Below are 21,967 nucleotides of genomic sequence, written 5' to 3' on the forward strand. Positions count from 1 at the left end.
GCAATTGCGCGCCGACGCTCACGCGCAACGACGCCACGAAGATAGCCCAGAGCTAATCCTTATTGCCAGATATATTATCTATATGCTATCAGCTCTCTGTGAAAGAGATCGCGTACAGCAAAGCGGCCATCAAGACGCTTCGGCGCATTCCGACAAACGAGGCGGCGCGGATCAGGGAAAAGATCAAACAATATGCGGTGGCCCCGGCGGGGCAGGCGAACAACGTCACGAAACTTCAAGGGCGCGACGGCTATCGGCTTCGCGTTGGAGACTGGCGTGTGATTTTCGATGAGCGTGGCGACGTGATCGCCGTGCTCGCAATAGGCCCGCGCGGCGGCGTCTATGACTGAGACGGACCATGGGAAAACCTGACATTATTACGACTCCGAGCGGGGATCGCATGGCGATCCTGCCCCTCGCCGACTATGAGCGCCTTGTCGAGGCGGCCGAAGAGGCGGTCGATGTTCGCGCATATGACTCGGCGAAGAGGCGCCTCGCCAGCGGCGAGGAGGAACTGCTTCCCGCCGCCTTTGCGGATCGAATCATTGACGGCGAGCCCGCGATCAAGGTTTGGCGCGAATATCGCAAAATGAGCGCGCGTGCGCTTGCGGCCGAGATCGGGGTGAGCGCGCCCTTCCTCAGTCAAATCGAAAATGGCCAGCGCGAGGGGAGTTTTGAGACAATGAAAAAAATTGCTGCGGCGCTCAACGTGGCCCTGGATGATTTGTGAGGACGCCACGCAGCGGCAGTCCTCGCTTGCGGAATCGCAGGCTTTGAGGGCGCGCCACCCCTGAAATTTCATCCCGCGGCGATCAGGACCTCAGATCAATGCCCCAACGTCCGCGTTGCAATCGCCGAGCCGCGTCCTACATTGCCGCCGGTTTCGGCGGACGGAACATGGTTTCATGAGAGGCGATTTTCACGACACGCTCTGGTCGACGCGCCGCAAGCGCGCGCAGACTGAGGGTCCTGACGCGCTCTCCGCGCCAATCGATGACCTCGGCGACACACAGACGCTCGTCGCGCGCGCCTGCGCGTTCGGCTTTGATTTCCTGTTCATCGCGCTGATCGGGGTCGCGATCTTCGTGCTCGTAGCTTTCAGCGGGATATTCACCTTCGGCCTGTCATGGCTTGCGCTGCCGCTGGTGTTTCCCCTGACCGCGTTCTTTTACAATGCATTCACCATGTCGGGACCGGGACATGGCACCTGGGGCATGCGCGCCATGGGACTTGAGGCGATCGACGTGTTCGGGAGGCCGCTCGACTTCCTCGTCGCGGGCGCCCATGCGGTGCTGTTCTATGTCAGTATGACGTTCCCGCCCGTGTTGCTGGTCGGACTTTTCAACAGCCAGCATCGCCTGCTGCACGATTTCGCGACAGGCGTGGTGATCAGGAAGCGACCCTGAACGTCACAACGCCCGGCTCAAGCGGCTTATTGCGAAGACCCTTCATGCTCCAAAGCTGCGCCGGAGGCTTCGTCGGTCGATTTCGGCGCGCCCGCCGTCGCCCAGCCCGGCCGCGTGCGGCGGAAGAACGGATCCTCGGCGAATTGCATCTTGGTCAGTCGCCCCGCCTGTCCGACATCGAGCTGCCGGAAGGTCTTGGCGGCGTAGGTCTTCCAGGTGAGCGGGCTGCGACGGCGCGCCGTCGTCCTGTACCATTGCAAATATTCAGCGCGGGAGACGGAATTGTCGCGATTGCGATCGGCGAGCTTGAACATGCGGTCCACACGCGCCGCCTTGCGCGCAGCGACGTCGCTCGGGGCGCGATCAAGCTGACGCGCCGGCGCAGGTTTTGTTTGCTGCGCAAGCGCAGGCGCTCCCGCAACCACCATGAGGATCGCGGCGCCCGCCGCAGCCCATCCGCGCAATATCGTCATCATCTCGCCCTTCTCGGAAGGACGCTTCGCGCAGGAATATGGCGAGGCCGGGGCGTTCACGCCCTCACGGGTTTCGTAGCGGCATGCCCGGTTTTTGCGCAAGTCGCGTGAATGGACACGAATCACCCCCCGCGCTAGCGCCTCCAAATGGGTAAAAGAGTCGATCCGCCGACGGGCGGCAATGTCGAGGCGATCAATCTGCGGGAGGCGCTGGAAGAGCGCTATCTCGCCTACGCCCTGTCCACGATCATGGGCCGCGCGCTGCCGGACGCCCGCGACGGGCTGAAGCCGGTTCATCGCCGCATCATCTATGGCATGCGGCTGCTCCGGCTCGATCCCGGCGCAGCGTTCAAGAAATGCGCGAAGATCGTCGGCGACGTGATGGGCGGCTTCCACCCCCATGGCGATCAGGCGATCTATGACGCGCTGGTTCGTCTCGCCCAGGATTTCGCCACGCGCTATCCGCTCGTCGACGGCCAGGGCAATTTCGGCAACATCGACGGCGATAATCCGGCCGCCTATCGCTACACCGAAGCGCGCATGACCGACGTCGCGCGCCTTCTCCATGAAGGCATCGACGAGGACGCGGTCGACTTCCGTCCGAACTATGACGGCCAGTCGGGAGAGCCTTCGGTCATGCCGGCGGCTTTTCCGAACATGCTCGCCAATGGCGCGCAGGGCATCGCCGTCGGCATGGCGACCTCAATCCCTCCGCACAACCTTGCGGAACTCTGCGACGCCGCGCTCTATCTCATCACCCATCGCAACACGCCGTCGGACAAGCTGCTGAATTTCGTGCAGGGGCCGGATTTCCCGACCGGCGGCGTGATTGTCGATTCCCGCGAAAGCATCGCGGACGCCTATCGCACCGGCCGCGGCGGCTTCCGCGTGCGCGCGCGCTGGACGAAGGAAGAGACCGCGCGCGGCGGCTGGCAGATCGTCGTCACCGAGATTCCATGGCTCGTCAGCAAGTCGCGGTTGATCGAGAAGCTTGCGGAGCTCATCAACGAGAAGAAGCTGCCGCTTCTCGCCGACGTGCGCGATGAATCCGCCGAGGATGTGCGGATCGTGCTCGAGCCGCGCGCGCGCACCGTCGATCCGACGCTGATGATGGAATCGCTGTTCCGCCTGACGGAGCTGGAAAGCCGCATCTCGCTCAACATGAACGTGCTCGTCGACGGCGTCGTCCCGCGCGTGATCGGTCTTTCCGAAGCGCTGCAGGTCTGGCTCGACCATCGCCGCGTCGTGCTGCAGCGGCGGTCGCGCCATCGTCTCGGCCAGATCGACAAGCGGCTCGAAATCCTGCGCGGGCTGCTGATCGTCTATCTCGATCTCGATCGCGTCATCAAGATCATCCGCGAGGAGGATGAGCCGAAGGAAGAGCTGATGCGCGCCTTCACGCTCAGCGAAATCCAGGCGAACGCGATCCTCGACACGCGCCTGCGCGCGCTGCGCAAACTGGAGGAGATGGCTCTCAAGAAAGAGCTCGACGACCTCACGAAGGAGAAGAGCGACATCGACGCGCTGCTCGCCTCCGAAGACAAGCAGTGGAAAATGATCAGCGTCGAGATCCGCGACGTGAAGAAGCGCTTCGGCGGCGAGACCAAGCTCGGCAAACGCCGCACGACATTTGCCGACGCGCCTGACATCGGCGACATCAATCTCGACGAAGCGCTGGTCGAGCGCGAGCCGATCACCGTGGTCGTCTCGAAGAAGGGCTGGATCCGCGCGCTCAAGGGCCATGTGGACGATCTGTCGTCGCTCGCCTTCAAGGGCGACGATGCGCTCAATGTCGCATTCAAGACCGAGACGATCGCGAAGATCCTTGTCTTCGCCTCGAACGGCAAATGCTACACGCTTGATGCGGCGAAGCTGCCGGGCGGGCGCGGCTATGGCGATCCGATTTCGCTGATGGTCGATGTCGAGGCGGGCGTCGAGTTCGTCGCGTCGATGCCCTATGAAGCCGGCGCCAAGCTGCTCGTCGCGAGCTATCAGTGCCGCGGTTTCGTCACGCCGACCGACGAGATCATCGCCAACACGCGCAAGGGCAAGAATGTGCTCGGCGTCGATGAAGGCGACCGGCTCGTCGTCGTCGCCCCTGCCGCTGGCGACCATGTCGCCGTCATCGGCGAGAACCGCAAGATGCTCGTCTTCCCGCTCGCCGAAATTCCGGAGATGGCGCGCGGCAAGGGCGTACGCTTGCAGAAATATCGCGATGGCGGCCTCTCGGACGCGCGCGTCTTCGCGATGAAGGAAGGCCTGACCTGGCAGGACAGCGCCGGCCGCACCTTCACGGTCGGAAAGCCCGATCTCAAGGACTGGATCGGCGCGCGCGGCGACGCCGGCCGCCTGCCGCCGAAGGGATTTCCGAAAAGCAATAAATTCTCGGGATAAGCGGTTTCAATGGCGCGGCGCAGCGGGAATCTCACAAAGCTCCCTGCGCCCTATCTCAAGCGCATTTGGTTGGCTCCGGACCGCGTCGCGGACTGGACGCCCTATCCCTTCTGCCTGCCATTGTTCAAAGATCGTGACTTCGAGCTGGTTTTCGACAAGGCGATCACGATTGTCGTCGGCGAGAATGGAACCGGAAAATCAACCCTGCTTGAAGCGATCGCCGGTCTTGCCGGCTATGACGAGGCCGGCGGCGGCAAGGGCTACATGCCTGTCGACCACTCGAATGCGATAGACAAGAGCGGCGTCTCGCTTTCCGTCGCGCTGAGGGCGTCGTGGCTGCCAAAGATTACTCAAGGATGGTTCTTCCGCGCGGAAAGTTTCTTCTCGGTTGCGCGCTATCTCGACGAGGCGGCTCGAGAGCCTGGAGGCGGCCCGCCACCCGATTTCCTTTCGCATTCTCACGGCGAAGGATTCCTGAGATTCTTTGAAGAGCGCTGTCAGCGTCAGGGGTTCTTCATCTTCGACGAGCCGGAGAGCGCGCTGTCGCCGATGCGTCAGATCGAATTTTTGAAGCTGCTGCGCCGTATGGATCGTTCGGAAAAATGCCAAGTGCTCATGGCCACGCATTCGCCGCTCCTGATGGCGTGCCCGAACGCGACGCTGTTCAAGCTTACGAAGTACGGCGTCGAGCGGGTGAAGCTCGATCAAATCGAACATTTCCGGGTCATGCGGGAGTTTTTCCTCGACCCCGATATGTTTGTCGATTCAATGCTCGATTGAGAACCATGCTCACTCGACTACGGCGACATGGCGTCGCCATGAATTGGCGGCAGCGCTCGCAGAGATAGGCTGGATATGAAAAGCTTTGATACCGGCTTTCGTGGAGCCGCGCTTCGCTATCACGATCTTCCCGGCGACAGCGCGCCGCTCATTTTCATTCACGGACTGCGCTGCGCGTCGTCCTGCGATTATCCCGAGATCGCAGCCGATCCGGCGTTGCGCGGACGTCGCATGCTGCTTGTCGATCTGCTCGGCGCAGGTTTCAGCGACCGGCCGACAGATTTCGGCTATGCGGTGTCCGATCACGCGCAAACGGTCGCAGCGCTTGTTCAAGAGCTCGGCTTTGCTTCGGTCGATCTCTTCGGCCACAGCATGGGGGAGCCGTCGCGATCGCGACTGCGACGCTGCTTGGCCCTCGCCTCGATCGTCTTGTGCTGAGCGAATCCAATCTCGATGCTGGCGGCGGCGCCGGAAGCCGCAAGATCGCGGCCTGGGCGGAAGCCGACTATGTCACGCGCGGCCATGAGGAGACCGTTCGCGGCGCCCGAGCCGATGGCAATGGGACATGGGCGGCTTCCCTGTCCCTCTGGACGCCTCTCGCGGCGCATCGGGCGGCGACCTGCCTCGTCGTCGGTGAAACGCCTTCCTGGCGCGAGCAGCTCTACGCGCTCACCATCCCCCCCACGATGATCTTCGGCGAGAAGACGTTGCCGCATCCCGATTTCGATCGATTGCCGGGCAATGGCGTGAAGGTCTCGGTCGTCGCCAACGCCGGCCATTCCATGGCGTGGGAGAATCCCTCGGGCGTCGCAGCCGCTATTGCGCAGGCGCTTGCGTAAATATCACGTCAGGCGGTTTTGACGGCGTCTCTGCAAGGTCGCTTTTGCAACGCAGGGGCTGGCGATGCGGCGTCGGAAGGCGCACATCACGGGCGAACCAATTCCGCGGGAGTTCGCGCCCATGTCCGCCACGCTCGAAAAGGCCGCCGCCGAGGCGACGAGCACGCCGATCCATCCCCAGACGCGGATCGGCCACATCCATCTCAAGGTCGCCGATCTCGATCGCGCCATCGCCTTCTATAGCGGCGTGCTCGGCTTCGAACTCACCCAGCGCTACGGCGCTCAGGCGGCGTTCCTGTCCGCCGGCGGCTATCACCACCATATCGGCCTCAACACCTGGGAGAGCAAAGGCGCCCGTCCGCCCGCGCCGGGAACGACGGGCCTCTATCACACGGCCATTCTCTATCCGACGCGGGCTGCGCTCGCCGACGCCTTCCGTCGCCTGATCAAGGCCGGCATCCAGCTCGACGGCGCCAGCGATCACGGCGTCAGCGAAGCGCTCTATCTCAGCGACCCCGATCAGAACGGCGTTGAACTTTACTGGGACAAGCCGCGCGAGCAGTGGCCCTACGACGCCGACGGCCATCTCAAGATGGTGACGCAGCGGCTCGATCTACAAAGCTTGCTGGCCGAGCCGCCACTCGTCTGAGCGGCCGTCAGGCCGAAGCTGAACGCAGCGCCCTCACCCACGCCTGCTGCTCCGTCGTCTCGATGGTTCCCGGCCGCGCCTCGCGGACCGCGGCGATGGCTTCGCGCGGTTGAAGACTGCGCTCGACGAGGATCATTGCGGCGACCGTTCCGGTGCGGCCAAGGCCCGCGCGGCAATGAATGGCGATCGCCTCGCCGCGATCGAGACGGGCGTGAATTCCGCGCCCCTCTTCGCGCCAGCGCGCAAGAAACGCCGTATCCGGCGTCGAGAAATCCGCGATCGGGAGGTGAAGCCAGGCGAGCCCGGCCCGGGCCGCGACGGCCCCTAGATCGGGGACGCCGAAAGCGTCGAGCATCGCCGTCTCGACAAGGGTGATCATCGCGGTCGCGCCGGCGGCGGACAGCGCGGCCGTTCCCGCTTCGATCGCCGCGCGCCGATCGAACGGCGCCACACGGCGCGCCAGCAGGCCGGGAAAAGACGAGAGCAGCAATTCCCCGCCGCGCGGACATTCAAGCCGATCGAAATCAGTTTCCAACGCGCGCCTCCCGCGCCATCCCGCGCCCGTCCGCCGCAGAGCCGGACGGAATCACGATGGCGGATGCGCGGCAACCGGCGGCGACGCCCTCGACTGCGAGCCGGCGCGGCTGCTTCATGTCGCGTCCGGAACGTTTCATGAACATAGTTGACGAGCGTCACGCTCCATGATAGGAATTAATTCACGATGGCGAACTGCGCCGATGACAAGCCGAGGAGGAAGGCGCGGACGCAATCGCGACCTCATAAATCCGCTGCGGCCAGGCAGCCGTCCGCTTCACCTGCCGCCGCTGCGTGAAGCATGCCGCGCTCGGGTGCGCCATCACACTGCGCCAAGATCGCCATCGTCATTTTATCGCGGCTTGCGAAATCATCGCGTGTCGCGCGATCCGCCTTCCCCCATCATGATGGACAGCTCATGCGCCGCTACGTTCAGTTCGCTTTCGCCATAGCGCTGATCATCACCGCGCCTGTCTGCCGAGCTCAAGAGACCGTCACGCTCCCCGCCTTCACGCCTGTCATCGGCGCCAAGACAACATACGCGGTCCATCTCCAATCGACCTTCGAGTCCACGGGCGCATTTCCGATTCCGAAAACAACAAGCTACGGCGAATTCCGGCGATCCGTGACTGCTGCATCGAAGACGGATGACCGAATCGCGATGGTGTGGACGCTGAGCGCCGATCTCCCTGCGGCCGCCAACTCGTCGCCGGCGGGCGACTACATGCTGAATTATATCTACTGGCAATCGCTCACCTTCTGGAACGTGAAGGAGCTTGCGGTGGAAACGGATCTCGCCGGCCATCCGATGCGCCTTCCCGACTGGCCTCGCATCCGCGATGAGGCCGAGGCGAAGATCCGTCAGCAAATGGGAACGGCGCCAGTTCAGCCCGACTCGGTTCTCGCCAAATTGCAGGCGATGTATGCGTCCAATCCACTCGTCCTCGTCGATATCCTGTTGCCGGAAACGACGGCGCTGGAGCGTGGACAGGCTGACGCGCCAGCGACTATCGCCATCGGGGTGGAATGGGAGGCCGAGCGTGTGAGCCGTATCAATGGCGTCGAGTTCACGGCTCGCACACGCTGGGCGATTGAACGCGTGGATCAGAAGGCGCAGACCGCCACCTACGCATGGACGGACGAGTTCGATCCGGCCGACATCGCGCGCGCCTTCAAACCGGCTCTCGACAACGAGATCGCTGCGCTCGGCGCCAAAAACGAAAACATTTTCGGAGACAGGCGGCGCGAGCTCGCGACCGCGACGATGAGCTCATATGGCCGGGTCGAGGTCTCGCTGCGCGATGGGTCGATGGTCTCGGCGGAGGATATCAGGGAAAGCCGCGTCGGCCCCTATAAGACACAGGTCACGCTTCGTCTCGAAAAGCTGCCCGACTGATCAGTCGTTCGTCTCGAACCGCTCCCAGCCGGCGGCCATCAACCGCTCCTGCGGGAGGAAGCGCGCCTTGTAGGCCATCTTGCGCGAGCCTTCGACCCAGTAGCCGAGATAAAGATAGGGCAGCCCGCGCGCCCGCGCGCGCTCGATGTGATCGAGAATCATCCAGGTGCCGAGCGAGCGGTCGCCCTGTTCGGGATCATAGAAGGCGTAAACCATCGAGAGCCCGTCCGAGAGCGCATCGGTCAGCGCGACTGCGCGCAGCGGCCCGACCCCCCGTCCGGTCATGAAACTGTCCGGGCCGCGGCCGCGATATTCGATGATGCGGGTGTCGACATGGCTGTCCTCGACCATCATGGCGTAGTCGAGCACCGTCATGTCGGCCATACCGCCCTCGCTGTGACGGGCGTCGAGATAGGCGCGGAACAGGGAATACTGCTCCGAGCTCGGCCGGTTCTCCCGCTCGAAGCCAATGATGTCGCGGTTGCGCTCGATCAGCCGGCGCATGGTCCGGCCTGGCTTGAAATCGTCGACGCACACGCGCACCGAAATGCAGGCGCGGCAACGCTCGCAGGCGGGGCGGTAGGCGATGGTCTGGGAGCGGCGGAAGCCGCCATGGGTCAGCGCCTCGTTCAGCGCCGGCGCCCGCCCTCCGACCAGATGGGTGAACACCTTTCGCTCTTCTTGCCCCGCCAGATAGGGACAAGGCGACGGCGCGGTCAGGAAGAATTGTGGAGCGTCGCGCGGCTGGCTGGTCACGGACTGATCAATCCCTCGCGCTGGTTTGACGCGACGCTGGCCAAAGTTAGCAGCCGCTTCCGCTCCTGCAAGAGCGCCAAGCGGTTTACCGGACGCCGCGATTGTCGTTTGGCTTCCAGCATTCGTTCCTTACATCGGGGCGATGACCGTGCCCCACCCGTTCCTGATTATCCTCAATTGGTTGCAAGTTTGGCGCCTTTCAGGCGTTGCGGGCACGCTCGCGATCATGTGCGCGGCGGCCGCGGCCCAGCCCGCGCCCAATGAGGGCGGCGCGCCGACTGTCGTCATAACGCCGGTTGGACCTCCCGAGACAGTTTTCACCCCCAGGACCGATGCCTGTGACGGAAACGACGTTCCTGACGCGCCGCTGCGCGCCTTCCGCGATCAGGACGGCAAAGTCGCCGCGTTCGGGCTTCATCACGTCAACCGGGCCTTGCGCGGCGACACGCTGGACAGGCTGAAAATAGATTGCGCTGTTGTCCTGGCCTCTGGCCATCGGGAAGACCCGGCCGCGTATGATGATTATTCCTGGATCACAGCGACGTGGACCGATGATGGTCGGAATGTCGTGGCGCTCGTCCATCAGGAATATCACGCCAACGAACACAAGGGCCGCTGCGCCTTCTCCGACATGATGCGCTGCTGGACGAACAGCGTGCTGGTCGCGGCGTCGGGAGATGGCGGGCGCAGCTTCGCGAGACCGAAGGGATCGCCTGTGCTCGGGGCCTATCCGTTCCGGCAGGATGTCGGCCAGGGTCGCCATCGCGGCTTCTTCAACCCTTCAAATATTTTCTCGATCGGCGACGACAAATACATGTTCGCCACGACCACCGGCTGGAGCGGTCAGAAATTCGGCGCCTGTCTGTTCCGGACTCGGACGCCCGGCGATGTCAGGAGCTGGCGCGCCTGGAATGGCAAGGAATTCGCTGCGACATCAGGCGATCCCTACGCCGGAAGCGCCGATCCTACGAAAACCTGCGAGCCGATCGCGCCCTTCGTGACGCCGGTCGGCGCGGTGGTGAAGCATCGGGCCAGCGGCGCGTGGATCGCCGTGCTGATGGCGGCAAAAAATGATCTTTTCTTTTCGGAGCCCGGCTTCTGGGCGACGGCTTCGCGCGACCTGATCCATTGGTCGAAGCCGACGCTCGCTCTTGCGGGGAAGACGCTCTACGACGATCCCTGCAACGCCGGCGCTGGCGTCATCGCCTATCCCTCGATCCTCGACCGCGATGCGACGACGCGCAATTTCGAGGACATCGGCGATGCGCCAGACCTCTATTTTGCAACCATGCGCGTCGATGGCTGTCAGGTGACGTCGGATCGCGTGCTGGTCAGGCGCAAGCTCGCGATCAAAGTTATTGACGCGCGTTGATCACGCCGCGCGCTTCTGCGCTTTGGCGAGCTTGCGAACTTTCTTCATGTCCGCAACAAACGCCTCATATTCGCGCGCTTTCGCATCCTCGTCGGGCACGCGCAGCAGGAAAGACGGGTGCACGGTGATGAAGCCCGGAAATTCGCCGAACATCGTCTCGCCCCTGTTCTGTGAAATAGAGAGCGCCTCTCCCGCAAGCGCGAGCGTCGCCGTAGCGCCGAGCGCAACGACAATTTGCGGACGGACGAACTCAAGCTCCTTCATCAGCCACCAGCGATAGCGCTTCACTTCGCCCGTCGTCGGCTTCTGATGGATGCGCCGTTTGCCGCGCCGCTCGAATTTGAAATGCTTGACCGCGTTCGTGACATAGACGTCGCTGCGGTCGATCCCGACCTTTTCAAGCACGCCGTCAAGAAGCTGGCCCGCCGGCCCGACGAAGGGACGTCCCTGCAGATCCTCCTGATCGCCGGGCTGTTCGCCGACAAAGGCGATCCCGGCGCCGACAGGACCTTCGCCCAGCACGGCATGATCCGCGCCGGGCACAAGCGGCTCAGACGCCTGAATGATCCTGTTGAGTTCGGCGAGCGATTTCAGCTCAGGCTCGAACGCCGTTGCAGCGTCATTCTTGAGGTTGCGCTTCCCGGGGATCGTCGCCTCCTGTCGTCGCAAAGCGCGTCGCGGCCGCGCCAGACAGGAAATCGCTTCAGGCAGCGACAGGTTCCGCCGGCGGACGCAGGCTGCCCGCCGCTTCACATTTCAGCACGCAGAGGGAACGGCAGCTTCATAAATCTCCGGCTTGAAGCCGACGATGAGTTTGCCCCGGCCGAGATCGAGCACCGGCCGCTTGATCAGCGATGGCTGCGCCTGCATCAACCTGATCGCCTTCGCTTCGTCGATGTCGGCCTTGTCGGCGTCAGACAGCGCGCGAAACGTCGTCCCCGCACGGTTGAGCAGCTTCTCCCAGCCAACCTTGCGGCTCCATGTCGACAGCCTGTAGCGATCGATCCCTTCGGCCTTGTAGTCATGAAAGGCGTAGGCGACGTCGCGGGCGTCCAGCCAGTCGCGCGCCTTCTTCATCGTGTCGCAGTTCTTGATGCCGTAGATCGTAATCATCGCTCGCCTCGCCGGCCTTGAAACATGCGCCTGCCCTGCGCGCCAGCGCTCATCAAACACTTAGGTATTGACCTAAGTATTTTGTCCGGCTATCCCTCGCGCCGTGAACGAAGGGTTCGCGGAAAGGCTGATCTCATGCAGACGCAAGGCGTCAGCGACGGGGCTTTGGTGGACGGCGTGTTCCGCGCCCTCGCCGATCCCACGCGCCGAAAGGTGCTGGAGAAACTGAGCGGCAGCCCCGCCTCGGTCAGCGAACTCGCAGTGCCGTTCAAGATGGCGCTGCCCTCCTTCGTCGAGCATCTCAAGGTGCTCGAACAAAGCGGGCTCGTGCGCTCGGACAAGACGGGCCGCGTGCGAACCTACCGCCTCGCCCCCGACCAGTTGAAGGTCGCGGAAGACTGGCTCTCCCGCCAACGCACGATGTGGGAGCAGCGCCTCGACCGGCTCGACGCCTATCTCTTGGAACTCAAGGAGCAGAAGAAATGACATTCAAAATCGACCCCAAGCTCGATCTTGTTCTCGAGCGCGTCATCGACGTCCCGCGCGAACTCGTCTGGGCGGCTTGGACGCAACCCGAACATCTCAAGAAATGGTTCTGCCCCAGGCCGTGGATGGTGACAGAGTGCGAACTCGATCTGCGGCCGGGCGGAATTTTCCGCACTGTCATGCGCGGACCTGAAGGTCAGGAATTTCCGAACATCGGCTGCTATCTCGAGGTTGTTCCGAACGAGCGTCTCGTGTTCACCGATGCGCTTCAGCCGGGCTATCGGCCTTCGGAAAATCCGTTCTTCACCGGCGCGCTCATGCTCGCATCGCAAGGCGCCGGCACGAAATACACCGCGATGGCGATCCATCGCGACGAGGCGACGCGCAAAAAGCACGAAGACATGGGTTTTCATCAGGGTTGGGGAACGGCGCTCGACCAGCTCGTCGAACTCGCCAAGTCAATGTGAGTGATCGCGGCCCTGCGCGCTCACGCGCGCAGGGCCCATTCGCCGCGCACATTATGGCGCCTGTCGCCAATGACGCTCTCGATGAGAGCGAATCTCGTCGCCATCCAACGGATTGGCTCGATCGGAACCTCAGAGATCGCGGTTGTCGCGTACATCAGCGTCATGTGTGGCGTGAATTCGCGCCGAACGGACAGGCTGACGCCGGCATCGGCGAGAACCCCGATGATGGCGCGTTGAAAACTCTTGATCGCCGCGCCGCCATCATCGCTGACGAGCACCCGGGGCTTCTGCTTGCCGCCGCGAAAGCTGACGATCCTGTCGAAGTGAATTTCAAACGGCGCTTCGCGCACTGACTCGCCAATCGCTCGCAACCCGGCGATCATCTTATCGGGTCGCATGCGCGGATCGTGAATCCCGAGCAGCGAAATGTGGAGCCGTGGCGCTTCGATCAGCTTGCCCTGCAATGAAAACAAATCGCGATCCCGCACAGCGGCGCGCGCGATGTGAGTCGCGAACTGCGCATCCGGCCTGAGCGCGAAATAGATGTTTGGATACTTCGCAACTGGGTCGTCGAACCCCGGCAGCCAAAGCTGGTCGGACATGCGGCCTCTCCTTCACGCGTCGTCGTGAATGTCGGCAGGCCGCCCCCGCCAACTGAATATGAGAATCCTAGACCCGCTTCATATCCGTGTCGACATGCGCTGGCTCCATGTCAGACCTGTCACAAGCGACGGACGCCTGCAGCCGCTAGAGCGCCGCGATCAGTTTCTTGAGCAGCGCGTTGAGTTGCTCCTGCTCCGCTGTCGTCAGCGCGGAGAGCAGGCGCTCCTCGTTGGCGACGTGCCGCCCGATGGTGTCGTCGATCACGCGCCGGCCGGCGTCCGTCAATGCGATCAGCTTGCCGCGGCGATCACTGGGATCAGGCCGCCGTTCGACGAAGCCGGCGCGCTCCAAGCGATCGAGCCGGTTGGTCATTCCGCCCGACGAGATCATCGTGGATTCGTAGAGGCGGGTCGGCGACAGCATGTAGGGCGCGCCCGAGCGTCGCAGCGCCGCCAGCACGTCGAACTCGCCCGGCTGCAGGCCACCCTTGGCGAAGAGCGGATTCATATGGTCGCGCATCGCCAGCTCGGCGGCGTCGAACAGGCGGCCAAACACCGCGATCGGCAAGCTCGGCAGCTCGGGGCGCTCGCGCCCCCATTGTTCAACAGCCACGTCCGCGCGATCCATTCTCAGTCCTCTTGATGCAATGTATCTTGACACTAAGATACATTATGTCTAGTAACATACCAGCGAGATAATAACCGACCTCGCCCGATGCGTGAAGGAGGAACCCATGACCAAAATGATTTTCGTCAATCTGCCGGTCCGCGATCTCGCGGCCGCGACCGGCTTCTATGTCGCACTCGGCGGGGCGGTGAATCCGCAATTCTCGGACGACCAATCCAAATGCATGATGCTGTCGGAGACGATCGGCGTGATGCTTCTGGTCCACGACAAGTATCGACAGTTCACCAAGCGCCCGATCGGCGACGCCAGGCGCGAAAGCCAAGCTCTGCTCTGCTTGAGTTCCGAGAGCCGCGACGATGTGAACGCGATCGTGACGCGGGCCGTCGCGGCGGGCGGCAAGGCGGATCCCAATCCGGTTCAGGATCACGGTTTCATGTTCAACCGCAGCGTCGAAGACCCCGACGGCTATGTCTGGGAGATCCTGTGGATGGACATGAAGCAGATGGGCGGCTGAACCCTATCTACAACTCGAAACGCAACGCGCTCGCTGCATGCAGCGAGCGTTTTTCGTTATGGACGGCGAAGGAGAGGAGGTTGCGCCTTATCCCGCGTCGTTCTTCGGCGGCATCTTCTCGAATTTCTGAATGCTCGGATCGATATGATCCCACGCGTGACCCGCGGAACTCCAGAACAGCATCTGCGGTCTGTAGCGATCGGGCTCGTCGAGACTGCCGGCGCGGACGATGAAAACATCAGGCATTGCAGGGAAGGTGAGATAAACAGGCGATCCGCATGTCGGGCAGAACGCGCAGGATTTCACGGTTCCGCCATCGCCAACGACGTCCCAATGACGCGCCTCGCCTTCCAGTTTTACGGGCGCGCCTGCGAACGTCACATAGGAGCCATGGCCGCCGCCGCTTTGCCGCTGGCACTGGCGGCATTGACAATCGCCCATCATCACGGGCTCGGCCGCGATTTCGTAGCGAATGGCGCCGCAGGCGCACCCGCCAGTGAAAGCCTTGCTCATCATGTTCTCCCGGTGAATGGCGCTCAACGCGGCGCGTTGACGCGAAAAGATTCGCGATTCAGTGCGATTTCTTCGCTACGCCCTGATCGCCGGCGATGACGCCAATATCGGGCACGACCTTCTTCCAGCCCGCGCCCATGGCCTTCAGCGCGGAGTCGTTGCGCGGCGTCACGAAACCGGAATGAACGAGGCGCAGGCGCGTGCCGCTCTCAACCTTCGTCAGCGTGAAAGTCACGACCGTATCGAGCGGCGCGCCATAACCGACATTGCCCTCATGACCGCCACGCCAGGAATAAACGAGGCGCTGGTTCGGCGTCGCTTCGATCACCTCGCAATGAATGACGCCGTCCCATGCGCCGGCCGGCGTCGTCTGATAGGTGAAACGCTTGCCCTTCACTGGCTCGAACCCGACAGGATTCATGCGCAGCCAGCGCCCCATCAACTCGTTTGTCGTGAGCGTCTTCCAGATGATCGCAGGCGCATGCGGGAGAACTTCGTCGACGACGATGTCCTGAACATCGGATTCTGTCGCGGCGTCCATCATGAATCGATCTCCTTCAAGAGAGTGCGCAGATCAGTGAAGCGTTCGCGCCAGAACACGCCGTAATGGCTCATCCAGTCGACCAGCGGCGCAAGCCCGCGCGGCTCGGCGCGGTAATAGACCTTGCGGCCTTCGGGGCGCTCGACGACGAGGCCGGCGAGCTTGAGCGACTTCAGATGCTGGGAGATCGCGCCTTGCGTGACGCCGCTCCCCCTGGTGAGCTCCGCGACCGTGATCTCGTCGGCGCCGACCACGCGCTCGAACAGCGCCCGCCGCGTCGGATCGGCCAGGGTGCGCATGATCGCGTTGACGGGATGGGGTTCGAGCATGGAGACTGATTAGCACTCACTAATTGATTAGTCAACACTAATTTGATCGCAACGCCTTTGATGATCCGAAGTCTGTAACGACCGCGCCAGTCAGTGATGACGCCCTGAGGCGGCGGAGGCGGAACGCGCGGAGATTCAAGGGAGCATACCGGCTCTCGCCTCTTAAGAGCGCGACGCTCCGCAAGAGAGGCGTGCGCTCCAGCGCCTCGATGCGGATCAACGAATCTCTTCAAGAACTCTCGAATTTCTTTCATCGCACCGGCGCTCGATTTTTTGACGATATGGCCCATGCGGATCACGACATCTTTTGCGATCGGCGTCGCCTTCGCGCAGCTCCTTGCCGCCAGTCTTTCCGTGACGGCGCAAACACCGTCCGTTGTTTCCCGCGTGAGCGCTGCGCTCCAGAACGTGAGTGATCTGATTCGCCCCGGTCGCGTCGGCTATGCGACCATCTGGGACGGCAACAAATATGTGCAATGCAGGCGCGCAGCTCAAAAGGAAATGCGCTGTGAGGCGAGCGGCGCGACAATGCAGCCCTCGCTTCGTCGCGTTCTGACGCCGGAACGGCTGACGCGACTCGATACGCTCGGTTGGCGGCTCGATCCGAGCTTTGGCAATTATGTCAGGGTTTTCCCTGCAGAGACGACGGCGATCCGGATCGCCGAGCAAATCACGACCGCACTTGCAGACGGTTACGACGCCAAAATCGCGGCCCTCGAAGTTGAGACCAAATGGGTTGCCGACACGCCCTGCCCGCCGCGAAACGGGCCGACCCAAAATCTGGCGGGAATGGTGAGCGACGCGCCCTCTATGAGAGCCACGTCGGTGCGAGCCTGCACATACAAGCCCGACGCAATTGCCGAAGCCACGCAGCCCGCCAACTCTGCGGCGGAACTCTTTGCCAGCCAGGGCGCGACGACCGCCAGCGAAATCCAAAGGCTCCGGATCAACAGCGAGCGGCGCGTCTACGTCATCTTCAGCGCCGATATCGGCTATGTTCAATGTGCGCCGGAAAGCTCGGTCGCGATCTATTGCGAAGCGCAGTCTGCGGAAAGCTGGCCCGCTCTTGCGGCTCTTCTGACCCCGGAACGCCTCGCCTTCCTTCGTCAGGCAGGATTCTCCGATCCCGGACGTTCTCCGAACTATTGGCGGAGCTATTCTCTCGATCAATACGATGAAGCCGCGATTGCGCGTGAATTGCTGACGGTCCTCTACGAGGTCTACGGCTACCGCGGCGCGACGAAGCTCAAGATATCGACGGAATAGACGAGGCAAGCCACTCGATGCGTGGCCCTCGGCGTTTCATCTCCCCGCCGGGTTGAGAAAACTCGGTCGACCAGCCATGTTCGCCGGCAGGAGACAGCAAGAGTGCGCGCGGACTGGTACTTCCTTCTGGCGTTGATCGGGCCGATCATCGGACTCCTGCTTGTCATTGTCGCTATTCCCCTCGCGATCTACAGCCTGTGCGCCCGCAACGCGCGGAGGGGCCTCAAGACGAGCAAGGCCGCGCTTGTTCTTTCCGCTCTGTCCATTCTGTTGTCGGTCATCCTGTGGATCGAATTGATGACCGGCCGTTTCCGAAACGGAGATCCCGTCAACTACGGCGATCCCGATTTCATATTCTATGAAGTCGTCGCCATCCTCGAAGTTGTGGCGCTGTCGATCTCTCTCCTCGGCGTCATCAGGCAGAAGGCGCGTAGCGTTTCATGATTCCAATCAGTTCGGGCTGGCTCTTCATTCTCGTGCTCGTCAGTCCGCTCGTCGGTCTGCTGCTTGCGCTCGGCGCCATTCCGTTTGCGATCTACAGTCTGCGCGCGCGCAACGCGCGGCGCGGCCTCACCACCAGCAGGATCGCGCTTGGTCTGTCGCTGCTGTCGCTGATCGTGTCGGCGGTGCTGTGGATCGAAATCATCTCAGGCCAATATCTCAATGGATCGTCACTGAATTACAGCGACCCGGATTTTCTGATCTACGAAGTTGTCGCGGCCCTCGAAGGCGTCGCGCTTGTGCTGTCCGTGCTTGGCTTCATCAAGCGGCATACACGCCGTTGAACTAGGTCCGTTTTCTCCGTTGCGGCGGCAGTTTCCCGCCCATCACGGCCTCCGCTCTCCACGGCGCATCGGTCAATTCAGCGATCACGAAATCAGCCAAAGCGGAGACCTTCGCCGGACGCGCACGCGCCGTCGGCGTCACGAAATACAAGCCGCCTTCCGGCAGCCGCCAATCGGTGAGAACAGATTCAAGCCGCCCATCCCCCAGATATTCGGTCGCGATAAATTCAGGGAGCTCGGTGATCGCCAGCCCCTCAAGCACCGTTGGCAACAATGCTTCAGCGCTCGTTCCTCGCAGCGGGCCTGTTGGCGCAATTGGACATTGCTCGCCTGTTTTCCAATGGGTGAAGCGCCAGATGTCACGCTTCGCTCTGTTGGCGTAGCTCAGGCATTGATGGGCAATGAGATCGTGCGGACGCTCCGGGCGGCCATGTCTTGCGATGTATGCAGGCGACGCGACGAGAAACCGTCGGACAGGCGCGATCAATCGCGCGACAAGCGACGAGTCTTCGAGGACGGCGATACGCAACGCGGCGTCGAACCCGTCGGCGATCAGGTCGGTGTGCGCGTCGCTGAGGTGCAGATCGACCGCGATGTCGGGATAGCGTCGAAAAAACCGCGGCAACATCGGCGCGACCCAGCGCGCGCCGAAGGACAGCGGCGCCGCAAGCTTCACGAGACCTCGCGGCCGGCTGGAAGCCTCGCGCGCGATATCCTCGGCCTCCACCGCATCCGCGAGAATCTTCGAGGCGCGCTCGGCAAGCGAGCGCCCGTAATCGGTCAACGCAAGTCGCCGGGATGTCCTGTTGAACAGACGTCCCCCAAGGCGCTCTTCAAGGCGCGCAACCGCTCGCGAGACGGTGGCCACCGACACGCTCATGGTCCCGGCCGCCGCGGCGAACGAGCGCTCTTCGGCGACTTTGGCGAACATCGCCAGCCCCTCGAAGTCGGGCAGTTTCGACATCTGCAATTCTGCAACGATAGATTTCAATCATTTCTATTTCGAAAAGCGGGCATCCGCAACATCATTCACACAACCCGCGATGAGACGCGGAACCACTACAAGGAGACTTCAATGTCTGCGACCCGTTACCTTCCCTTTGTTGGCCGGCTGATGATCGGCCTTCCCTTCGCCATGAGCGGCCTGAGCAAGCTCGGCGCCTATGGCCCCACGACCGAGATGATCAAAGCCGTCGGATTGCCGTTCGCGCCGCTGGCTTTCGCCGCGGCCGTCGCGGCTGAGCTCGGCGGCGGTCTGCTTCTCATCGCCGGCTATCGCGCTCGTCACGTCGCCGCAGCGCTCGCCTTGTTCGCGCTCGCAACGGCGGCATCGTTTCACAGCAACTTCGCCGATCAGGATCAGATGATCCACTTCCTCAAGAACGTGATGATGGCGGGAGGACTGTTGCAGATCGTCGCCTTCGGCGGCGGCGCTCTCAGCGTTGATAACAGGCGCGAAACCCATGCGTTCAGCGCTGGCGCCACAGCCGCCGCGTGAATCCCACCGCGTTCGAGACCGCGTGCTCAAAGCGCTTTCCGACAACAGAACTATCGCACGTCGAGCGCGCGAGCCGCGCTCGACGCCACACGGAGAAAACCATGACCCATACTGTATCAAGCTTGCTGCTTCGCAATCTCCACGATGTGTTCGGCGAGATTGATCCGCCGCGTCGACGCGCGGCGATCGATGAAATCTTCCACGAAGACGCCGTCTTCTATGATCCGAACAAAAACGTTTATCGCGGGCGCGACGAGATCGACCGCATCGCGGGCGTGATCAAGGCCATGCATCCCGACTTCCAATATCAACCGCTCTCTCCGCCTGAGGAGATCGGCGATGGCGGCCGCGTGCGATGGGTGTCGGGCAAGCCTGGCGAGCCGCCAGCCTACGCCGGAACCGACTTCATCATCGCGCGCGACGGCAGGATCGCCGCGGTCTATCTCTTCTTCGACGCGCTTCCGTAAATTTGGCGCCAAGGCTGAAACATCAATTGCCGCCGCTGATGTGCTCCCACGCGGCGCAAGCTTCGAAAGCCGATGATGATCCGGAGCGCGTCAACGTCGAGGGAGTTTGCGTGGTGTCGAATAGCGCTGCCGTTCTACTCCCACCCGATTGTTTAAATATTATATAACCGATTGAAATTACTGGCAGATATTTTCTGGCGCCGGGAAAACTCCGGCGTGAAGATCGTCAAAGAGTTGCGCTTTTGATTTTAAAGAGAAATTCGCCGAAAAATTATTTTTGAGATTTCACCGGCTACCGACGTCGATCGCCTGTTTCAGCCACCGAGCGGCCCCTTTGTCGGACGCTCGTAAGCGCCATAAATGCCCGTCATCCGCTGATCGTCAAGTTCCGGCCAACTGATACAAACCCTCGGCTTCCAGTCACCGAAATTCGAGGACCTGTATCAAAGTCGATACATCGACCCAGTTTGCCTTATGCCGATTTTGCCAACCTGAGAGACGCCAACATCCATATTCTCAAACTGGCAAGCGGCTTGGAAAGCTCACTGCGAGCGAGCAAACAGCAGCAAAGTTAAACCATCTTGAGCATCTCCTGCCGGAGGATCTGCTCGTGGACTCTGCTTGGCTTTCCGCTCGCGGCTACTCCACCTCGTCAGGCGACGGCCGAGAGCGGATGATATCTGAGATGGCGGGCCAGATCTCCGCATTGCATGCGAATATCAGGAATGGCTATGCACTCCCAGAGCGCAGCGCGCGTCAGGGGGCCGATCGCAAAAATGCGCCTGGAGGGCGCGCCGGACGCGCTCTCGATCGCGCAATCGGCGCTCACGGAGATTCCTATGCGGAGCGGATCAGGGCGCGCTGCGCCGCTGCTCAGCAATGAACGGATGACCGGATTGGACGATCTTGACGGATCGGTCACCAGGCCGCGGCAATCGACGATCTTCCAGAATGTATCGCTCTCCACGGCGCCCCCGCCTCGCCTTTGATAGGAGACACGATAACCGCTCTGGAGATGCGCTACCTCCGTGATCTTCGCCGCGACGATACGCAGCCGCCGCATTCCGAGCATCGCCTGGAGGCTGCTCGCAATCTCGGGCGCCATTCGATGTCGGTGCACATCCCACCAGGAGCGCGCATGCTCAAGAAAGCGACGTCTCGCGGCTTGAGAAAAGGTGCGCCAGATCTCCTGCGTATATGGGCGCAAACCGTCGATGACGCCGCGCCAGTCCCCGCCTTCCAAAGTGTGATCCGTGATGCGTTTCCGCAGCCAGCGGCAGAAGTGCCCCGGCGGCTTTCCAAATGGAACTTCGTCCTTGCTGATACGAGCGATCTCGGCGGGCTTGTGCACCCGGGGAAGCAGTCCGCGCCGGGATAAAGCGACAATACGCCCGCCATAACCCGCTCCAACAGCGGACAGAACGTAATCCACCATCGTCAATCCTGTTCCAAGCACCAGGATCGGCTGATCCGAATCCGATCCGGCGCTTCCGGTCGCCTCCAGCCAGGGTGAGGCGTAACTTTCCTTGTCAAAGTCGCCGTAAGCGTCATTGCCAGTCGCAAGCACCGCGAAAGAGCCGATATGGGTCGAGCCATCGGCCATAGCGACCGCGACTCCGTTCGGCTTTTCCGTGACGGAGAGGCATTCTCCACGAACGATATTTAATCGATCGCCTTCCCTGCTGTGCGCATCGAGAAGACTGGTCATGTATTCGCCGTACAGTCGCCGCTGGACAAAGCAGTGCGGATCCGGACAAAGCGATCTGCGATCGGCTTGCTCGGAAAGCCAACGCCAGAAATGGTCTTGATCATCCGCGTATGCGCTCATATTCCCAGCGCGGACATTGAGCAGATGCTCGGGATTCACCGTCGAATAGGCGATTCCAGGCCCAACTTGCGCACGGCGCTCGACGAGGGTGACGACAAATTCATCGCGGTGATCGCGGAGCAAATGACACGCCATCAACGTCCCGCTCGCGCCGCCTCCGACAATGATCACATGTTTGCCACCGGAATTCGCCATGCGCCGTCTCCTCCCGGTTGTGGCGGTGCGTGACGATAGCAGTCTCGGCGTCGGTCGAAAAAGGGCTGCAAGTGATCCGGCGACATGGATGGTCGATAGCACGGCGCTCCCGTCAGAAGCCGGGATGGACAGGCGC

31 protein-coding genes are annotated in these 21,967 nt (G+C 62.2%); 18 read left to right on the plus strand and 13 right to left on the minus strand.

Annotated elements, in window-relative coordinates; translation table 11 throughout:
* Window positions 1-98 precede the first annotated feature (98 nt).
* The 3 genes from L8F45_RS11760 to L8F45_RS11770 all read left to right on the plus strand — a co-directional run bounded on the left by L8F45_RS11760 (window position 99) and on the right by L8F45_RS11770 (window position 1,406).
* Window positions 99-350 carry a type II toxin-antitoxin system RelE family toxin gene (locus L8F45_RS11760; protein ID WP_342363058.1) on the plus strand — a complete coding sequence of 84 codons (252 nt, stop codon included), beginning with the start codon at window positions 99-101 and terminating at the stop codon, window positions 348-350.
* Between the two features lie 50 nt (window positions 351-400).
* Complete coding sequence (locus L8F45_RS11765) at window positions 401-730, plus strand: helix-turn-helix domain-containing protein (RefSeq protein WP_342363059.1); 330 nt, start codon at window positions 401-403, stop codon at window positions 728-730.
* A gap of 175 nt (window positions 731-905) precedes the next feature.
* Window positions 906-1,406 carry an RDD family protein gene (locus tag L8F45_RS11770; protein WP_342363060.1) on the plus strand — a complete coding sequence of 167 codons (501 nt, stop codon included), beginning with the start codon at window positions 906-908 and terminating at the stop codon, window positions 1,404-1,406.
* A gap of 26 nt (window positions 1,407-1,432) precedes the next feature.
* Here L8F45_RS11770 and L8F45_RS11775 read toward each other — a convergent pair whose 3' ends face one another.
* Window positions 1,433-1,882, minus strand: a complete 450-nt coding sequence (locus L8F45_RS11775) for an EF-hand domain-containing protein (protein ID WP_342363061.1) — start codon at window positions 1,880-1,882, stop codon at window positions 1,433-1,435.
* Window positions 1,883-2,026: 144 nt separating this feature from the next.
* Here L8F45_RS11775 and parC point away from each other — a divergent pair, with 144 nt between their 5' ends.
* The 5 genes from parC (at window position 2,027) to L8F45_RS11800 (ending at window position 6,541) form a co-directional block, all read left to right on the plus strand.
* A complete protein-coding gene (gene parC, locus L8F45_RS11780; protein WP_342363062.1) occupies window positions 2,027-4,273 on the plus strand; it encodes a DNA topoisomerase IV subunit A in 2,247 nt (748 codons plus the stop codon).
* Window positions 4,274-4,282: 9 nt separating this feature from the next.
* Entirely contained in the window at window positions 4,283-5,053 is a 771-nt protein-coding gene (locus L8F45_RS11785) for an AAA family ATPase (RefSeq protein WP_342363063.1), read from the plus strand.
* Between the two features lie 75 nt (window positions 5,054-5,128).
* On the plus strand, window positions 5,129-5,491 hold the full coding sequence (locus L8F45_RS11790; protein ID WP_342363064.1) for an alpha/beta fold hydrolase: 363 nt from the start codon (window positions 5,129-5,131) through the stop codon (window positions 5,489-5,491).
* Complete coding sequence (locus L8F45_RS11795; protein ID WP_342363065.1) at window positions 5,485-5,892, plus strand: hypothetical protein; 408 nt, start codon at window positions 5,485-5,487, stop codon at window positions 5,890-5,892. Before L8F45_RS11790 ends, L8F45_RS11795 begins: the two co-directional genes overlap by 7 nt.
* A 121-nt stretch (window positions 5,893-6,013) precedes the next feature.
* Window positions 6,014-6,541 (plus strand): VOC family protein, encoded by a 528-nt coding sequence (locus tag L8F45_RS11800; RefSeq protein WP_342363066.1) that lies wholly within the window; start codon window positions 6,014-6,016, stop codon window positions 6,539-6,541.
* A gap of 7 nt (window positions 6,542-6,548) precedes the next feature.
* Here L8F45_RS11800 and L8F45_RS11805 read toward each other — a convergent pair whose 3' ends face one another.
* Window positions 6,549-7,076 carry a phosphatase domain-containing putative toxin gene (locus L8F45_RS11805; RefSeq protein WP_342363067.1) on the minus strand — a complete coding sequence of 176 codons (528 nt, stop codon included), beginning with the start codon at window positions 7,074-7,076 and terminating at the stop codon, window positions 6,549-6,551.
* 417 nt (window positions 7,077-7,493) lie between these two features.
* Here L8F45_RS11805 and L8F45_RS11810 point away from each other — a divergent pair, with 417 nt between their 5' ends.
* Entirely contained in the window at window positions 7,494-8,471 is a 978-nt protein-coding gene (locus L8F45_RS11810; RefSeq protein ID WP_342363068.1) for a hypothetical protein, read from the plus strand.
* Here L8F45_RS11810 and L8F45_RS11815 read toward each other — a convergent pair whose 3' ends face one another.
* Together L8F45_RS11815 and L8F45_RS11820 are read right to left on the minus strand one after the other, a co-directional pair.
* Entirely contained in the window at window positions 8,472-9,227 is a 756-nt protein-coding gene (locus L8F45_RS11815; RefSeq protein ID WP_342363069.1) for an arginyltransferase, read from the minus strand.
* A 199-nt stretch (window positions 9,228-9,426) separates the two neighbouring features.
* Entirely contained in the window at window positions 9,427-9,810 is a 384-nt protein-coding gene (locus L8F45_RS11820; protein ID WP_342363070.1) for a hypothetical protein, read from the minus strand.
* On the opposite strand from L8F45_RS11820, the gene L8F45_RS11825 reads away from it, so the two are divergent.
* A complete protein-coding gene (locus tag L8F45_RS11825; protein WP_342363071.1) occupies window positions 9,796-10,599 on the plus strand; it encodes a hypothetical protein in 804 nt (267 codons plus the stop codon). The two genes, L8F45_RS11820 and L8F45_RS11825, sit on opposite strands and share 15 nt — an antisense overlap.
* Here L8F45_RS11825 and L8F45_RS11830 read toward each other — a convergent pair whose 3' ends face one another.
* Together L8F45_RS11830 and L8F45_RS11835 are read right to left on the minus strand one after the other, a co-directional pair.
* A complete protein-coding gene (locus tag L8F45_RS11830) occupies window positions 10,600-11,268 on the minus strand; it encodes a UdgX family uracil-DNA binding protein (protein ID WP_425330000.1) in 669 nt (222 codons plus the stop codon).
* An 87-nt stretch (window positions 11,269-11,355) separates the two neighbouring features.
* On the minus strand, window positions 11,356-11,712 hold the full coding sequence (locus L8F45_RS11835) for an ArsC family reductase (RefSeq protein ID WP_342363072.1): 357 nt from the start codon (window positions 11,710-11,712) through the stop codon (window positions 11,356-11,358).
* Window positions 11,713-11,847: 135 nt separating this feature from the next.
* Between L8F45_RS11835 and L8F45_RS11840 the strand changes: the two genes are divergently transcribed.
* Complete coding sequence (locus L8F45_RS11840; RefSeq protein WP_342363073.1) at window positions 11,848-12,198, plus strand: ArsR/SmtB family transcription factor; 351 nt, start codon at window positions 11,848-11,850, stop codon at window positions 12,196-12,198.
* Window positions 12,195-12,665 (plus strand): SRPBCC family protein, encoded by a 471-nt coding sequence (locus tag L8F45_RS11845; protein ID WP_342363074.1) that lies wholly within the window; start codon window positions 12,195-12,197, stop codon window positions 12,663-12,665. Before L8F45_RS11840 ends, L8F45_RS11845 begins: the two co-directional genes overlap by 4 nt.
* A gap of 20 nt (window positions 12,666-12,685) precedes the next feature.
* On the opposite strand, the gene L8F45_RS11850 is transcribed toward L8F45_RS11845, so the two are convergent.
* Both L8F45_RS11850 and L8F45_RS11855 read right to left on the minus strand, forming a co-directional pair.
* On the minus strand, window positions 12,686-13,267 hold the full coding sequence (locus L8F45_RS11850) for a 2'-5' RNA ligase family protein (RefSeq protein ID WP_342363075.1): 582 nt from the start codon (window positions 13,265-13,267) through the stop codon (window positions 12,686-12,688).
* Between the two features lie 145 nt (window positions 13,268-13,412).
* Window positions 13,413-13,895, minus strand: coding sequence for a MarR family winged helix-turn-helix transcriptional regulator (locus tag L8F45_RS11855; protein ID WP_342363076.1), 483 nt, complete (start codon window positions 13,893-13,895; stop codon window positions 13,413-13,415).
* Window positions 13,896-14,001: 106 nt separating this feature from the next.
* Here L8F45_RS11855 and L8F45_RS11860 point away from each other — a divergent pair, with 106 nt between their 5' ends.
* Window positions 14,002-14,409 carry a VOC family protein gene (locus tag L8F45_RS11860; RefSeq protein WP_342363077.1) on the plus strand — a complete coding sequence of 136 codons (408 nt, stop codon included), beginning with the start codon at window positions 14,002-14,004 and terminating at the stop codon, window positions 14,407-14,409.
* Window positions 14,410-14,496: 87 nt separating this feature from the next.
* On the opposite strand, the gene L8F45_RS11865 is transcribed toward L8F45_RS11860, so the two are convergent.
* From L8F45_RS11865 to L8F45_RS11875, 3 genes are read right to left on the minus strand one after another with little or no spacing between them, the layout of a single operon-like run.
* The gene (locus L8F45_RS11865; RefSeq protein ID WP_342363423.1) at window positions 14,497-14,922 is read right to left on the minus strand and encodes a GFA family protein; all 426 of its coding nucleotides are present in this window, start codon (window positions 14,920-14,922) and stop codon (window positions 14,497-14,499) included.
* Between the two features lie 58 nt (window positions 14,923-14,980).
* Window positions 14,981-15,466 (minus strand): SRPBCC family protein, encoded by a 486-nt coding sequence (locus L8F45_RS11870; RefSeq protein WP_342363078.1) that lies wholly within the window; start codon window positions 15,464-15,466, stop codon window positions 14,981-14,983.
* Window positions 15,463-15,792 carry an ArsR/SmtB family transcription factor gene (locus L8F45_RS11875; protein WP_342363079.1) on the minus strand — a complete coding sequence of 110 codons (330 nt, stop codon included), beginning with the start codon at window positions 15,790-15,792 and terminating at the stop codon, window positions 15,463-15,465. The genes L8F45_RS11870 and L8F45_RS11875 overlap by 4 nt, the downstream gene beginning before the upstream one ends.
* Window positions 15,793-16,080: 288 nt before the next feature.
* On the opposite strand from L8F45_RS11875, the gene L8F45_RS11880 reads away from it, so the two are divergent.
* The 3 genes from L8F45_RS11880 (at window position 16,081) to L8F45_RS11890 (ending at window position 17,843) form a co-directional block, all read left to right on the plus strand.
* Window positions 16,081-17,058, plus strand: coding sequence for a TY-Chap domain-containing protein (locus L8F45_RS11880; RefSeq protein WP_342363080.1), 978 nt, complete (start codon window positions 16,081-16,083; stop codon window positions 17,056-17,058).
* A gap of 102 nt (window positions 17,059-17,160) precedes the next feature.
* Window positions 17,161-17,502 carry a hypothetical protein gene (locus L8F45_RS11885; RefSeq protein WP_342363081.1) on the plus strand — a complete coding sequence of 114 codons (342 nt, stop codon included), beginning with the start codon at window positions 17,161-17,163 and terminating at the stop codon, window positions 17,500-17,502.
* A complete protein-coding gene (locus L8F45_RS11890) occupies window positions 17,499-17,843 on the plus strand; it encodes a hypothetical protein (protein ID WP_342363082.1) in 345 nt (114 codons plus the stop codon). Before L8F45_RS11885 ends, L8F45_RS11890 begins: the two co-directional genes overlap by 4 nt.
* A 1-nt stretch (window position 17,844) precedes the next feature.
* Here L8F45_RS11890 and L8F45_RS11895 read toward each other — a convergent pair whose 3' ends face one another.
* On the minus strand, window positions 17,845-18,807 hold the full coding sequence (locus L8F45_RS11895) for a LysR family transcriptional regulator (protein ID WP_342363083.1): 963 nt from the start codon (window positions 18,805-18,807) through the stop codon (window positions 17,845-17,847).
* Between the two features lie 111 nt (window positions 18,808-18,918).
* Here L8F45_RS11895 and L8F45_RS11900 point away from each other — a divergent pair, with 111 nt between their 5' ends.
* Window positions 18,919-19,341, plus strand: a complete 423-nt coding sequence (locus L8F45_RS11900; RefSeq protein WP_342363084.1) for a DoxX family membrane protein — start codon at window positions 18,919-18,921, stop codon at window positions 19,339-19,341.
* A 101-nt stretch (window positions 19,342-19,442) separates the two neighbouring features.
* Window positions 19,443-19,808, plus strand: coding sequence for a nuclear transport factor 2 family protein (locus tag L8F45_RS11905; protein WP_342363085.1), 366 nt, complete (start codon window positions 19,443-19,445; stop codon window positions 19,806-19,808).
* A 652-nt stretch (window positions 19,809-20,460) separates the two neighbouring features.
* On the opposite strand, the gene L8F45_RS11910 is transcribed toward L8F45_RS11905, so the two are convergent.
* The gene (locus tag L8F45_RS11910) at window positions 20,461-21,831 is read right to left on the minus strand and encodes an FAD/NAD(P)-binding protein (RefSeq protein ID WP_342363086.1); all 1,371 of its coding nucleotides are present in this window, start codon (window positions 21,829-21,831) and stop codon (window positions 20,461-20,463) included.
* Window positions 21,832-21,967: the final 136 nt, after the last annotated feature.

It is taken from the genome of Terrirubrum flagellatum (assembly GCF_022059845.1).
GTDB lineage: Bacteria > Pseudomonadota > Alphaproteobacteria > Rhizobiales > Beijerinckiaceae > Terrirubrum > Terrirubrum flagellatum.

Bases quoted from the DNA above. Each gene is read 5' to 3' on its own strand.
- L8F45_RS11765 (WP_342363059.1), top strand. From the start codon at position 401: ATGGCGATCCTGCCCCTCGCCGACTATGAGCGCCTTGTCGAGGCGGCC.
- L8F45_RS11770 (WP_342363060.1), top strand. From the start codon at position 906: ATGAGAGGCGATTTTCACGACACGCTCTGGTCGACGCGCCGCAAGCGC.
- L8F45_RS11775 (WP_342363061.1), bottom strand. From the start codon at position 1,882: ATGATGACGATATTGCGCGGATGGGCTGCGGCGGGCGCCGCGATCCTC.
- parC (WP_342363062.1), top strand. From the start codon at position 2,027: ATGGGTAAAAGAGTCGATCCGCCGACGGGCGGCAATGTCGAGGCGATC.
- L8F45_RS11785 (WP_342363063.1), top strand. From the start codon at position 4,283: ATGGCGCGGCGCAGCGGGAATCTCACAAAGCTCCCTGCGCCCTATCTC.
- L8F45_RS11790 (WP_342363064.1), top strand. From the start codon at position 5,129: ATGAAAAGCTTTGATACCGGCTTTCGTGGAGCCGCGCTTCGCTATCAC.
- L8F45_RS11800 (WP_342363066.1), top strand. From the start codon at position 6,014: ATGTCCGCCACGCTCGAAAAGGCCGCCGCCGAGGCGACGAGCACGCCG.
- L8F45_RS11810 (WP_342363068.1), top strand. From the start codon at position 7,494: ATGCGCCGCTACGTTCAGTTCGCTTTCGCCATAGCGCTGATCATCACC.
- L8F45_RS11820 (WP_342363070.1), bottom strand. From the start codon at position 9,810: ATGGACGAGCGCCACGACATTCCGACCATCATCGGTCCACGTCGCTGT.
- L8F45_RS11835 (WP_342363072.1), bottom strand. From the start codon at position 11,712: ATGATTACGATCTACGGCATCAAGAACTGCGACACGATGAAGAAGGCG.
- L8F45_RS11840 (WP_342363073.1), top strand. From the start codon at position 11,848: ATGCAGACGCAAGGCGTCAGCGACGGGGCTTTGGTGGACGGCGTGTTC.
- L8F45_RS11845 (WP_342363074.1), top strand. From the start codon at position 12,195: ATGACATTCAAAATCGACCCCAAGCTCGATCTTGTTCTCGAGCGCGTC.
- L8F45_RS11850 (WP_342363075.1), bottom strand. From the start codon at position 13,267: ATGTCCGACCAGCTTTGGCTGCCGGGGTTCGACGACCCAGTTGCGAAG.
- L8F45_RS11855 (WP_342363076.1), bottom strand. From the start codon at position 13,895: ATGGATCGCGCGGACGTGGCTGTTGAACAATGGGGGCGCGAGCGCCCC.
- L8F45_RS11860 (WP_342363077.1), top strand. From the start codon at position 14,002: ATGACCAAAATGATTTTCGTCAATCTGCCGGTCCGCGATCTCGCGGCC.
- L8F45_RS11865 (WP_342363423.1), bottom strand. From the start codon at position 14,922: ATGAGCAAGGCTTTCACTGGCGGGTGCGCCTGCGGCGCCATTCGCTAC.
- L8F45_RS11870 (WP_342363078.1), bottom strand. From the start codon at position 15,466: ATGATGGACGCCGCGACAGAATCCGATGTTCAGGACATCGTCGTCGAC.
- L8F45_RS11875 (WP_342363079.1), bottom strand. From the start codon at position 15,792: ATGCTCGAACCCCATCCCGTCAACGCGATCATGCGCACCCTGGCCGAT.
- L8F45_RS11880 (WP_342363080.1), top strand. From the start codon at position 16,081: ATGCGGATCACGACATCTTTTGCGATCGGCGTCGCCTTCGCGCAGCTC.
- L8F45_RS11890 (WP_342363082.1), top strand. From the start codon at position 17,499: ATGATTCCAATCAGTTCGGGCTGGCTCTTCATTCTCGTGCTCGTCAGT.
- L8F45_RS11895 (WP_342363083.1), bottom strand. From the start codon at position 18,807: ATGTCGAAACTGCCCGACTTCGAGGGGCTGGCGATGTTCGCCAAAGTC.
- L8F45_RS11900 (WP_342363084.1), top strand. From the start codon at position 18,919: ATGTCTGCGACCCGTTACCTTCCCTTTGTTGGCCGGCTGATGATCGGC.
- L8F45_RS11905 (WP_342363085.1), top strand. From the start codon at position 19,443: ATGACCCATACTGTATCAAGCTTGCTGCTTCGCAATCTCCACGATGTG.
- L8F45_RS11910 (WP_342363086.1), bottom strand. From the start codon at position 21,831: ATGGCGAATTCCGGTGGCAAACATGTGATCATTGTCGGAGGCGGCGCG.